This is a genomic window from Geotoga petraea (genome assembly GCF_900102615.1).
GTDB classification, from domain to species: domain Bacteria; phylum Thermotogota; class Thermotogae; order Petrotogales; family Petrotogaceae; genus Geotoga; species Geotoga petraea.
This window is the reverse complement of record NZ_FMYV01000001.1, coordinates 83136-96607: the sequence shown is the minus strand read 5'-3', so window position 1 is coordinate 96607 and position 13472 is coordinate 83136. Positions and strand designations below refer to the sequence as shown.

The 13472-nt window shown below is 28.5% G+C and carries 9 protein-coding genes; 4 read left to right on the top strand and 5 right to left on the bottom strand.

Translation table 11 applies throughout. The annotated features are described in order from the left end of the window. The first annotated feature begins 12 nt into the window (after positions 1 to 12). Positions 13 to 2853 carry an Eco57I restriction-modification methylase domain-containing protein gene (locus BLS00_RS00400; protein ID WP_091401776.1) on the top strand — a complete coding sequence of 947 codons (2841 nt, stop codon included), beginning with the start codon at positions 13 to 15 and terminating at the stop codon, positions 2851 to 2853. A 12-nt stretch (positions 2854 to 2865) separates the two neighbouring features. Next, entirely contained in the window at positions 2866 to 4836 is a 1971-nt protein-coding gene (locus tag BLS00_RS00395; protein ID WP_091401774.1) for a P-loop NTPase fold protein, read from the top strand. Positions 4837 to 4876: 40 nt separating this feature from the next. Here the strand turns inward: BLS00_RS00395 and BLS00_RS00390 are convergent, their stop codons facing one another. Then, positions 4877 to 5665, bottom strand: a complete 789-nt coding sequence (locus BLS00_RS00390) for a family 1 encapsulin nanocompartment shell protein (protein WP_091401772.1) — start codon at positions 5663 to 5665, stop codon at positions 4877 to 4879. A 27-nt stretch (positions 5666 to 5692) separates the two neighbouring features. Further along, the gene (locus BLS00_RS00385) at positions 5693 to 6061 is read right to left on the bottom strand and encodes an encapsulin-associated ferritin-like protein (RefSeq protein ID WP_091401769.1); all 369 of its coding nucleotides are present in this window, start codon (positions 6059 to 6061) and stop codon (positions 5693 to 5695) included. Positions 6062 to 6326: 265 nt separating this feature from the next. Here BLS00_RS00385 and BLS00_RS00380 point away from each other — a divergent pair, with 265 nt between their 5' ends. Then, the gene (locus BLS00_RS00380) at positions 6327 to 6527 is read left to right on the top strand and encodes a heavy-metal-associated domain-containing protein (protein ID WP_167848933.1); all 201 of its coding nucleotides are present in this window, start codon (positions 6327 to 6329) and stop codon (positions 6525 to 6527) included. A 293-nt stretch (positions 6528 to 6820) separates the two neighbouring features. On the opposite strand, the gene BLS00_RS00375 is transcribed toward BLS00_RS00380, so the two are convergent. Continuing rightward, on the bottom strand, positions 6821 to 8752 hold the full coding sequence (locus BLS00_RS00375) for a 5'-nucleotidase C-terminal domain-containing protein (RefSeq protein WP_091401765.1): 1932 nt from the start codon (positions 8750 to 8752) through the stop codon (positions 6821 to 6823). 346 nt (positions 8753 to 9098) lie between these two features. Between BLS00_RS00375 and argS the strand changes: the two genes are divergently transcribed. Next, positions 9099 to 10787 carry an arginine--tRNA ligase gene (argS, locus tag BLS00_RS00370; protein ID WP_091401763.1) on the top strand — a complete coding sequence of 563 codons (1689 nt, stop codon included), beginning with the start codon at positions 9099 to 9101 and terminating at the stop codon, positions 10785 to 10787. A gap of 152 nt (positions 10788 to 10939) precedes the next feature. Here argS and kamE read toward each other — a convergent pair whose 3' ends face one another. Both kamE and kamD read right to left on the bottom strand, forming a co-directional pair. Then, a complete protein-coding gene (gene kamE, locus BLS00_RS00365) occupies positions 10940 to 11722 on the bottom strand; it encodes a lysine 5,6-aminomutase subunit beta (protein WP_091401761.1) in 783 nt (260 codons plus the stop codon). Further along, the gene (gene kamD / locus BLS00_RS00360; RefSeq protein ID WP_091401759.1) at positions 11719 to 13275 is read right to left on the bottom strand and encodes a lysine 5,6-aminomutase subunit alpha; all 1557 of its coding nucleotides are present in this window, start codon (positions 13273 to 13275) and stop codon (positions 11719 to 11721) included. The genes kamE and kamD overlap by 4 nt, the downstream gene beginning before the upstream one ends. Between the last annotated feature and the right edge of the window lie 197 nt (positions 13276 to 13472).

The window sequence follows — 13472 nt, the reverse complement described above, 5'->3', positions numbered from 1 at the left end:
TTGGAGGATTTTATGCAACAAATAATAAAAAACTTAGCTATTACAACAAAAAAATTAATAGAAAACGATATAGATAATTCTTTAGAACTATTGGGCTTCAAAAACGGGGATTATTTCTATATAGAAGAATTAGTTTCTAAAAGAGACTATGAATTTTTAAAAGAAACAATAAAAAATAACAAAGATTATGAAAAAGTTCTTAACAACTTGGTTTTTAATTACTATAATGCTTTTTTAGCTTTGAAGATCGTCAAAAAAAAGGGCATTTTCTCTCCAACTTCTGATACTTTTGATAACCAGATTAAAGAGATATCTCACAATATAGAATATTTTAAAACTTTTGAAAACAAATTTTTAATAAAGATCCATCGAGAAACTGAAGAAAAAATCGAAAAAGTTTTTGAGAAATTTGATTTATGGGAAAAAGACGATTTAATGGGTTGGTTCTATCAATTTTACAACTCAGACAAAAAAGACATGTTATCAAAATCACAGATTTTTACTCCCCAATGGGTTGTCAAATACATGGTTGACAATAGTTTTAAACTTTTAAAAGATCCTATTAATGCAAAAATAATAGACCCGGCGTGTGGTAGCGGTAATTTTCTTATTTATATCTATGATAAATTAAAAGATTTATACATTACCAAAGGATATAAAAAAGTTGATGCGATAAAAAATATATTAAAAAACAACATTCACGGTTTAGATTTAGACGAAAGAGCTGTACAAATAGCAAAATTTTTATTAACAATAAAAGCCATTGAAGATGGTTATACAGATAAAATAATTTTTAACATCTCTACGCCAAAAGACTCAACCTCCACGGTAAAAATAATGGGAAGCTTATCTCCAAAAAAGATAACCACTGAAGACAAAACTAAATTTTCTGAAATTTTAAATAAAAAATATGACCTTGTCATAGCAAATCCTCCATATACCGACTCAAGAGAGTATAACGAAAAATTGAAAGATAAAATAAAAGAATTCTATGATGATTACAAAAAGAATTTGTACACATGTTTTATAGCAAAAAATTATGAATTACTTAATAATAACGGGATAATTGCAATGATTACCCCACAAACTTTTATGTTCATTTCTTCCTATGAAAAGACAAGAAATCTTATATTAAATAAACTTAATATAGAAAGATTTGTTCATTTCGGTCTTGGAGGAGTATTTGATTATGCGTTAGTAGATACAGCATTATACATATTAACAAAACAGCATGTAGAAAAAAGTACTTTTATCGATCTTACAAAAATAGATAAAAATGAATCTAAAAAAGATTTGCTTGAAAGTTTATCCAATAACTCAAGTAGGGTGCACCAGGTAGATCAAAATTTATTCAAAAAAATACCCGGCAAAAAGTTTGTATATTGGTTGGACAAACCATTTTATAAAATCTTTAAAGAAAAAAAACTTGAAGAATTTTGTGATATAAGGCAAGGTATAGCTACGGGAAACAACAAAAGATTTTTGAGGTTTCAGTGGGAAATACCAAATGAAAAAATAAACTTTGATGGCAAAAAATCTACCAAGAGATGGATCCCTTATGTAAAAGGGGGCCCACATAGAAATTGGTTTGGAAACTATTATTGGTTAATTAGTTTTGACGAAAAAAGCAAATCCGAATTGCAAAACATGGGTAATCACCTTCCTTCTAAACAATATTACTTTAAAGAAGGAATAACCTACACTATGACAACCTCAAAAGGTTCTACTTTTAGATATTTACCCCCCAACATGATGTTTGACTGCAAAGGAAGTTCTATTTTCCCAAAAAATAAAGAACACATATTTTTCTTTTTAGGCTTGCTCAACAGCAAACTCACTACCTACATTCTAAAATTCTTAGCTGGAAGTGTAGACCTTGAAGTTGGAGATCTAAAAGAATTACCCGTACCAGATTTATCAAACAAAAAGTCTTTGGTGAAAAGCATAACTGAACAATCAAAAAAAATATATAATCTAAAAAAACAAAATATGGAAATTTTCCCCGAAGAATTGTTCAATAAAAGTTTTATATCAAATTTATTCGGAAATAATTTTGAAGAAATGTTCAACAATTTTATTCGTTTAAAGATAAAAGTCGATTATGATATACTTCAAGAAGAATCAAAATTAAACGACTTGGTTTTAGAATTATATGGTTTAAAAGAAGAGAAAAAAACATTAAAAAAAGAATTCAAAGATTATCTTGACGTTGACAAAAAAGAAAATCTACTAAAGTTAAACTACGACATAAACAAAACAAATGCAAAATTGTCTGATAATATCGTTAGAGTTTTAGCCTTAGAAGGATATAATATTTCAAGTATTATAAAATCAATGGATAAAATAGATTTTTCAAAAAACAATAAAATTGTTCAAGAATTTATATTTTTAATTGCAAATGAGATAATAACAAATACAACCGAAAAAAACAGCAGTATTTTGAGAATAGATGAAAATCTATTCAAACATTTGGAAAAATACCATATTGATTCTTTTTTAACCAAAGAATACCACAAAAAGGTTTTACAAAAATATCTGGAGAAAGTTTTTCCAAAAGAGCATTATAAATATTTTAAAAAAACACCTTACATAGTTTTATTGTATGAACCAGAAACTGATTTTTCTTTATTTCTCAATACGAGAAATATTACAAAAATAACATACAAAAAGATTGACCAAGAAATAGAAAACCATCTGAAAAGAATAGAAGATAAGTATGGTAAAAGTGATATAGAAAAACTTATTTTCTTTAAAAAATCTCTAAAAAACAAATTTGAAAAATACTCAGTAGAAGATACTTATGAACATTCAAACAAGTTCTTTGAAAATTTTAAAGAATTTTTGAATTATTGATCGGAGGATTTTATGCTTATTAAAGATATTTTAAAACATTTTGAAAAATCAACTGAAAACGTTATAAAAATAGAAGAAGAAACTCCACATATAGATAATTATATTTTCACCCAACAAATAATTGAAAACTATTACAAACTTTTTAGATTTTTAGATGGAGATAAATCAGCTGTGAACTTATACGGTGATTTTGGTTCTGGAAAGTCGCATTTTATAAATGTTTTCAACTACATGTTAAAAAACAAAAATTCAAATAAAATTCCAAAAGAAATTAATAACTTTAAACCAGTAAAAGCTTACAACATTGATCTTTCTTTGCATACAAACTTTGCAAACATATCAGAAATTCTGTCAAAAAAATATTTACATACAACAGAAATAATGAGTTCAGATAAAATTTTAGAAAAGCTATCATTAATGAACAATGAAGAAAAAGTTGTTTTCATTTTTGATGAAATAGAATCTTACTCAAAATTGAAAAATATATCTTTAGACCTCCAGGGGTTAATACACGCTTCAGAATCTTTTTTTAAAAATATAAAATTTATCTTTATAAGCCAGAACAAATTCAGCAACATAGATTATCTTAAACCCGTTCAAAATCGTATATCTCTATATTTACACTTAGATGATTACAATATAGAAGAAGTACTTTTTGAGAGGATATTGAAAAAAAATGATGAAAGCGTTGTTGAAGATATATTTGAAAAAAATTATGAAGATATAATTTATAGAACACCAGAAATAAAAATCAAAAACAATTACAAGATTTCTGAAAACAACAATAATAAAAAGCTCTTTTCTCGTATACACCCTCTGCAACCATATCAAATTGATGTTTTGGAAAGTATTCTTAAACAAGGAAAAAATTTATCAAACAGAACTCTGATCTTCACAATACACAAAATAATCAAAGAAAAATATTTAGAGAAAAATGTAGAAAAATGGATAAAAATTTCAGATATTTACGATGCCATATTTGAAGACAACGAAACAAACGAACTATACAAAACTCTTTATATATTGGAAAAAACTCTTTTTTCAGAATTTGGAATTCCGGAAAAAACTTTGATCAACTTCATGTACTCGACTTTTATAGAGCCTCGTGAAGATGCAGAAAAAAAAACAAAAATATTATTGAAGAAACTTTTTGAAGAAAACAGAGTTTACCTTTTAAATGGTAATATAAAAATATCTTCAGAAGAAATTATAAAAATAGAAAATATGATAAAAGAAAAAATAAAAAAAGAAAAATCGTCCTTGACCAAGGAAATTATGTCTATATTCCTAAATAAAAAATTGGGAACAAATGAATTAAAAAACATCAACATATCTTTTAATCATCATAAAATACAGAATAAGAACAGCTCTCATTCTTTGGAAATATTTTATAACGAGAACGAGATGAAGCTAAGAAGACAAGCTATAAAGAATAAAGAAACGATATATTTACTTTTAGAAAAATCTTCAAAGGTAGATAAACTTACAAAAGAAATTTCAGTTGTTAAAAATATCTTATCTAATGAAAAAAACGAAAGAACACTAACTTATTTACAAAATAAAAAAAGATCTTTAATTCAAGATTTGTTTGATGAATTAAAGATTTTAACAAACAATTCTCTTTTAATAAATTCAGTAAACAAGCCAATAAAAATAGCCAATTTTCCAAATGACTTAATAAAGTATTATAAAGAAAATTTTGAAAGACAAAATGGAGAAATTTTAAGTCAAAAAGAATTAAAAGAATATCAACAGTTTTTAGAAAATATTCTTTTTGAAATAAAAGTGTTTCCAACAATAAAACTTTATATAAAAGACATGGATTTTGATGAAAACAAAAAAGATAAAACAGTCGCCGAAAATAATTATAAAATCTTTAAAAAAACATTTGAAACCTTTTGGAAAGAAAAATTCAATGAAAAAATCTCTCTTAAAAAATATCAATCAAATTATAAAAATATGTCTTTGCACGATTTAATTTAAAAAAGCTCCCTTTTAAAGGGAGCTTTAATTATATCCTATATTATTTAAATTTCACTATTATAGCTGGATCGAGAACTCTGAAAGTAAATGTTTCCATTATGTAGAATTTTACTTTTTCATCTGTAGATGAATGATAACCTATAGAAAAATCTTTACCTATAGTCATTTCCAAATCTTCATGATCAACTGGTAACAATAAGGCTCCTTCAAGAACATGAGAAAACATAACTTTGTTTCCTATAGTTTCTTCTAATTTTCTCATTAGTGGGTAATTCTCTGATAATTTGTTAATCTTTTTCCATACTTTTGGACCGACAACTAAAACATAATTATCTCCAACAAAAGACTCTTTTAATTTCAAAATCCCATCTGTTACAGCTTCCATTATATCAGAAGTTGATTCGCCTAATTCAATAGGTTCATTCTTAGAAGACTCTTTTAAACCAGTTATTTGAACATCTTCTAAAGAATTATAAATTGCATTTTCTTCAAAAAGAGCTGCTTTTTTAACTGCTTCTTCAAGAGAAGCTAATTCTAAGTCTACAGCACCTCTTTCAAGATTATCTAATTCCCATCTATCTAATTCAAATTCCACTCTTAATTCTACCAATGGTTTAACTTTGTATAAACCATATTTAACGCCATCTTTTTCGTCATGTGGCCCCACTCTGCCTTCTGGAACTACCGTATAGTTCAACCCTAAAGGTCCTTTTAATCCAACAATTCTTCTTGCAGATAAATATGATTCAAAAACTTCTCTTGCTCTTTTATCTATTTCAGTCCAAACACCATCAGATATAGGTGCTAAATTTCTTTTCAATACATCCATACTAATTTTCCTCCTTTCAAAAAATTATTATTTATTCATTTTTCCAAGACCTAAAGAACCGTCATCTTGATCTGAAATATTATCATCAGATTCTTCCGAGTTTCCTTTGCTATCTTCCATATGAGCTATGTTCCCCTGCTTGAATAAGTAATTTTTCATTTCTTCGTCCCATCCGGCCATATTTTTTCTTAACCATTCAAGAGTCATTATAGCATGTTCTATTTCTTCATCCCTGTTATGTGCCATTATTTCTTTTAGTTCGGCATCTGTAGCAAGTGCAACTCTTTGGTTATACCAATCAATAGCTTCGATTTCTTCCTTCAAACTGTTTAAAGCTCTGGTCATATTTTTTGTTTGTTCATCTAAAGCATCGTAAGATTCATGATAATCTCCCATATTTTCCCCGCTATATTTATTCAACGGGTTTTCACCTGCCTTTTTTAATTTTATTTACATCACGTACTAATGAAATGCTATCACTATAATTTTATCAAATTTTAAAATAAAAGTAAAGATATTATTTAGAATTTAAGTTTGTGGTATATAATCGTTTTTTAATATTACAAAGAATTTTACGTAAACTTTATATCAACTAAAAATTAACATGCAATAATGATAATAGATGAATTTTTTATTTTCATAAATCATGGGAGGTGATTTTATGAGATACAAAATAAATATACCAAACGCAAAAACAAAGGATTGTAAAAAGAAAATAGAAGAAGCTTTTAAAAAAGATGCCAGAGTAGAAGATTGTTCAGTAGATTTAGACTCAAAAACATTTGAAATTAATACGGATAAACCTTCTCAAGATATATTGTCACATTTAGAAGAGCTTGGTTATCACGGCCATATAATATAATTAATTAAAAAAACTCAAAAGATTTCTTAAAAATATAAAGATACCTTCAAAGTTTAAGAACTACAAAATCACTTTGGAGGTATCTTTATTATCTCAATAAAAGAAGAATATATCAAGAAAATACATTATACTAAGATTTCAAAGCAGATAAAATTAAAAGGGTCTAACAGATGTAACCCATTTTTAAATACTAATAAGTACAAAAAACTTGGATGCTTAGTTCCTTTAGAATTTAGAAACTAAGCATCCTTTTGTATATGGTTTTAGTAATTTTTGAGCCTAATTTTTCCAGGTCAGTTTACTTCAGCAGGAACTAAAACTTTTCTACCTACTTCAATGTTATTTGGATTTGCCATCTCGTTTAATTCAGCTAGTTTGTCCCACATTAAATTATAGTCTAATCCAATTTGATATAAGGTGTCTCCATCTTTTACTTCATATAGTTTTAAATTGTTTTCAGTTAAAACATCTTTAGAAAGCTTATTATTTTTAATTAGTTCATGTAAATTAATTGATTCAATATTTGAAATTCTAGCATCCTCTGTTGATGGCAATTCTAGTTTATCATTTTTTATCATTTCAATAATGTCGTCTCTTAATGGATGATCAAAATCTACACCAATGATTTCCCAATTATAATCTACTTTTGGTTCAATAGTTCCTTTTTCTTCAATAAATTCTCTAATATATAATCTTATAGATTTTGGATCAGATTGGAAGTGAGCATCGTGACTTAGCATACCCATACTCTTTAATCCACCATATCTGTAGTTGTTTAAAGCTAACTCAAATACCTGATCATCTTTAACTGGCTTTCCTTTGTAAGTTAAGTTCTTGATCCTTTGACCTTTTGGTTCAGAAATATCAACTTTATATTCTACTCCTTGAAATAAATCAAGATTATAGGCTGGGATGTCTTTATCAAAACTAATAGTTAGATCTCCAGGTTTATACTGATTATAATAACTTACTGACCATTCCATATATTCTTTTAATTCTTTTCCAGTAATATTAACTGCGTATAACGTGTTTGGATATTTATAAATATCGAATATATCCGCGTAAGAAACTTCTCCTTTCTTAATATTCGAAGAAGCTTTGAATAAAGCAGCTGCAGATATATCTGCACCAGTATAATGCAACTGAATTATATTAATTAGGTCTACAACTGCAGTATCTTGAACTCTACCAGCTGGTATTCCAGGTACTTCGTAATCAGGATGAAAATCTGCTGTTGCTGTTCCAATTGGGTCCTTTAGGAAAGACATTGTTTCTTGATGAGCTTTTTCTGTTATTTCTGATAAATTTTTTGATGGTTCATAATCAGCTATACTTATGTTTTCTGCTTTTTTATTAATAACTTTCCAATTTTCTCCGTCTTGTTCAAGTGTAAGATCAATTTTTACCACTTGGTCAGCCTGCCCATATTTTGCTCTTGGTGCAGTAACTAATGTGTTTCCTATTGTTTCATTAACTGGGACATGGTCATGACCGGTAATTAAAACATCTATTTCAGGTATTTCTGCAACTCTTTTTGCTGCAGAACCTTCATTTTCATGCCTTGCTTCAAGTCCTGCATGCGTCATTGCAATAATTACATCAACATTGTGTTCATTTTTTAATTCTTTTACATATTTTTCTGCTTCAGTTTTCATATCATTAAAAGTGAGATCTTCAACCTTTGGCCCATCCCATCTTGGAATATTTGGAGTAGTTAATCCTATTATTCCAACTTTTACCCCATTAAACTCTTTTATTAAATAAGGTTTTTGAAAGTTAGAACCGTCTTTTTTATAGTAAATATTTGCGGAAAGCAAAGGAAACTCTGCTTCTTTTTTCATTTTTTCGATTAATTCAAGGCCAAAATTGAATTCATGATTGCCCAACGTTAAAGCATCATAACCTATTTTATTCATTGCTTGAATCAATGGATGGGGTTGATCAAATAGCTGTGTATTGTATAAATCATCAGTCAATAAACTCCCCTGAATAGTATCTCCATTATCCAGAACAATTACATTTTCATTATTATTTTTTACTTCTTCAACAATGGAGGCTATTCTTTCAAAACCAACATTTTCATAATCTGTCATATCTGTATAAGAGTAACTTGTTAATGCTCCATGGGTATCACTAGTACCAATTACTGCAATATGAACCTGTGCTATGGCAAAAACGGAAATCAAAACAAACGTAAACACCATTAAAAATCTAAAATTTTTCAACGTCTATCCCTCCTTGTAATAGTTATTGTAAATATTTATTAACATAAATTAATAAAGGCAACTTACAAATTTGGGGATTTTTATTATATCACTTTTTACATAAAAATAAAAATCCCAAATGACACAATAATGTTTTGTACTGGTAAATATATAGATAATAAGTTCCTGGAATGATTTTTTACTCTTAAATCTGACTGCATAAAACTTTTATTAATTTTTGTTTCTACTTGAAATTAGTATAAAAAAGCAGGCTTTTTTATACTAATTTGACTTAAAAAAAACATTCCCTTATAATTAATAAAATATAATAATATAGACTATAAATAAAAAAATACGGAGGTATGAAATGAAACCAATAACAGATATCATTTATAATGAACTAAAACCTGTCATTTCTGAATTATTTGGGAATGACCTTTTAGACAAATTAGTCATTCAAGAAACAAATAATTCTAAATTTGGAGATTATCAAACAAACTTTGCGATGATTACATCTAAAGATTTGAGACAAGCTCCAAAAAAAACCGCTGAAAAAATTGTAGAGAATTTTAAAGATTCAAAAGTAATAGATAAAATAGAAATAGCTGGACCTGGATTTATAAATTTATTTTTGAAAGATGAATTTATAATAACTTCACTAATAAATTTTGATAAAAAAGATTTTGAATTCAATTTAGATACCAGAGGACAGGTAATAATTGATTATTCATCTCCTAACATAGCAAAGCCTATGCACATAGGCCATTTGAGATCAACCGTTATTGGGGATTCAATAAAGAGAATTTTGAAATTTGTTGGTTATGAAACAATAGCAGACAATCACCTTGGAGACTGGGGAACACAGTTTGGAGCTTTGATTGTAGGCTATAGAAATTTTTTAAACGAAGAAAACTACAAAAATAACCCAATTGAAGAATTGGAAAGAATTTACGTTGAATACACAAAAGCTGCTGAAGAAAATGAAGAATTAAAAGAACAAGCCAGAACTGAATTAGCCAAGCTTCAACAAGGCGAAAAAGAAAATACTAAACTTTGGAAAGAATTTATAGAAGTTTCTCTACAGGAATATGAAAAAATATATAAAAGAATGGGGATTGAATTTGATACTTACAATGGAGAATCTTTTTATCATGACATAATGCATGAAATAATAGAAATTTTAAAAGAAAAAAACTTAGCAGAAGAAGATGAAGGTGCTTTGGTAGTAAAATTTGACGAAGAAGCTAATCTTCACAATGCAATAGTACAAAAAAGCAATGGAAGTTATCTTTATACAACTTCAGATTTAGCTTGCATAAAATACAGAAGAGAACATTACGATGTAAATAAATTAGTATACGTTACAGACCACAGGCAACAAACTCACTTTAAACAAGTTTTTAAAATAGCAGAAATGCTGGGTTGGAAAGAAGAAAAAGTCCATGTTTACTTTGGATTGATGAGATTTGCCGATGGTGTCTTTTCAACCAGAAAAGGCAATGTAATCAAACTAAAAGATTTGTTGGATAAAGCAAAAGAAAAGGCAAGAGAAGTGTTAGAAGAAAGAAACTCAACAGGCGACTTGGACACTAAAGCAGAAATAATAGGCATTGGTGCAGTTAAATATGCCGATTTATCACAAAATAGAACAAGCGATATAATATTTGATTGGGATAAGGTGTTAAGTTTCAATTCAAATTCAAGTCCTTATTTACAATATACATTTGCTAGAATAAGCTCTTTAATGAAAAAGGCTAATGTAAAAGATTTTGAGAATACTTTGGTTATAGAAAATGAATACGAAGAGAAAGTTGTTAAAAATATTCTCAAATTTCCTAACGCAGTTTTGAGAGCTGCTGAAGCTTATAAACCTAACCTGTTAACAGATTATTTATATGAACTAGCTCAAAGTTTCAATTCTTTTTATAACAATGTAAATGTTATAAAATCGGAAGAAACACAATTAAAATCAAGAATAAACATTGCCGCAAAAACGGCATTTGTTATAGGAAAAGGGCTCGATTTATTGGGAATAAAAACATTAGACGAAATGTAAAAACTTAGTTTGTCAAATTTTCGTGTTTATAATACCTTTTACAAATAATAAATAGTACTCTTCAATAAATCAAATTATTGAGAAAATATAAACAACTAAAAATAATGAAGAAATACAGCCTGACTTTTAAAAAGTCAGGCTATATTTTATATTTACATTCTGTTGTACATTTCTTTTGCTATATAACTTGCAACATCATCTGCAAAAGTATTTGGGCCAAACCCTGCATCATATCCAATTTCTTTAACAAGCTCGTGAGAAATTCTTGGACCACCTGCAATCAAAATAACTTTATCTCTCAACCCTTCGGCCTCTAACAGCTCAACCAATTCTGTTAGATTTTTTATATGAATATTTTTTTGGGTAACAGTTTGAGAAACCAATAATACATCTGCATTTAGTTCAACGGCTTTAGCAACAAAATCTTCGTTTTCTACTTGGCTTCCCAAGTTATATGCTTCTATCATTTCGTATCTTTCAAGGCCATAATGTCCGGCAAAACCTTTCATGTTCATTATAGCATCTATTCCAACTGTGTGGGCATCTGTTCCAGTACTGGCCCCTATTACCACTATTTTTCTTCCTATATTTTCTTTGATATATTCATCTGTTTCTTCCATTGTCATTTTATCTACTTTTACTTTTGGAACATCTATTTCTTCAAAATTAACCGTATCTGTGAATTCACCGTATCCAATAAAAAAAGTAAATCCTTTTGTTAATTCTTTATAATATACTATTTGTGGATTCTGTAACCCCATTTTTTTTATGGTTATTTTTGCAGCTTCTACCGCCTCATCCCCACATGGGACTGGTAATGTGAAAGAAACCTGAACTTTTCCATCGTTCATTGTATCTCCGTATGGTTTAACTTTTGTTAAATCCAAAGTCTTGTCATAATCTTTTTTATTTATATTGTATAATCCTCCACTCATTTTACATCATCTCCCAACATCTTTTCAATGAAAGGATTCATATAATTTTCTCCCTTTTCAAAAACCCCGTCTAATCCTTTACCACCGTTAATAGGTCTTTTTACATCTGCAAAAACACCTTTTTCAAGAGAATTAAATAGCCCTTCTTTTTCTATGGCTTCAAGAAGTGTGAGTGATTCGTTTAAAACTTGTTTCGCTCTATTTTGAATAATTCCACCTTCTTTAAATTCAACTTCATCGCCAATATTTTTCATGTTGTTGAAAATATATTTGGCATTTTCAATTGCTATATACCTATCTGACATAAAAGGAGTGTGGACAGCTTCTGTAATCATACCTAAAAGTTGTATCCCTTGTTTTGTCCAAATAGACACTTCGTTAAACAAAGCATCTTGAATATTGCCTTTAAAAATATTACCTGTCATGAACTTTGTAGGGGGCATATATTTTGGAGTTGCTTCAGGGAATATTTCTCTAACCATTTGCGCTTGAGCTAATTCATATAAAAATCCATTTTCCATATCTGGGTTCATTTCAAAAGCATGGCCTAATCCCATTTGAGACTTTGGAATACCTGCTGTTAAAGCCATTTGCTCATTTATAAAATCTGAGGCTAAAACTGTATGAGCTTGTTCAAAAGCGTCTGCAGTTGTTAAATAATTATCTTCTCCTGTATTTATAATTATTCCTGCAAAACCATTTATAACCCTTGAAAAGTGTTGGTCTATTATTGTTCTTTTCATATTAATATCTCTAAACAATATTCCGTATAAAGCGTCGTTAAGCATAACATCCAGTCTTTCAACAGCCCCCATAGCAGCAATTTCTGGCATACACAAACCCGATGCATAATTTACAAGTCTTATGTACCTTCCGAGTTCATGGCCCACTTCATCCAGTGCTTCTCTCATAATTCGAAAGTTTTCTTGAGTTGCAAAAGTCCCACCGAAGCCTTCTGTAGTTGGACCATAAGGAACATAATCTAAAAGACTTTGCCCAGTAGACCTTATAACAGCTATGATATCTGCACCTTGTCTTGCAGCTGCTTGAGCTTGGACAACATCTTCATAAACGTTCCCTGTTGCAACAATAACATATAAATAAGGTTGAGACCCCTCGCCTATATTCTTAATAAAATCATCTCTATAATTTTTATTTTCCTTTATTTTTTCAATTGTTGAAATTACTATAGGCTCAATCTTTTTTAGAGATTCTTCAGGTTTATGAGGCGTTATTTTCGACAAATCCAAATCACCATTTGCAACTTTCTCTGCAATCTTTTGAGGAGTAAGATTTAATTCTATCATTGCATTTCCTATAATATAAGCTGCACCATTTATCAAAATATTTTTTTCTTTCATATGATCTACTACCACATTTGGTAAAGGGATGTCGTTTTCATTAACTCCGTCTATTCCTAAAAATCTGCAAATAGTTCTTTCAACAGAAACAGTTGAATAATTTTGAACATATTCACTGACGCTGTTTGCTATATTAGAAGCATAACCTCTTGCTTTTTCAACAAGAGACCAATCTATCCCTAATTTACTCAATTAAATCACTCCTTTTTATATAAAAAATTACTTTGTAATTTATTTTGTTGTTTGTTGGAAGAATGTTTTTTATTTCCAACTTCCAACCATAAACTCTAAACAGAAATTGTGAAACAATTTCTACTATTTTGATCTAGTGAAGGCTCTATATATTATTTAACATTAAATAATGAAGAAATATAAAAATGAAAAGTATT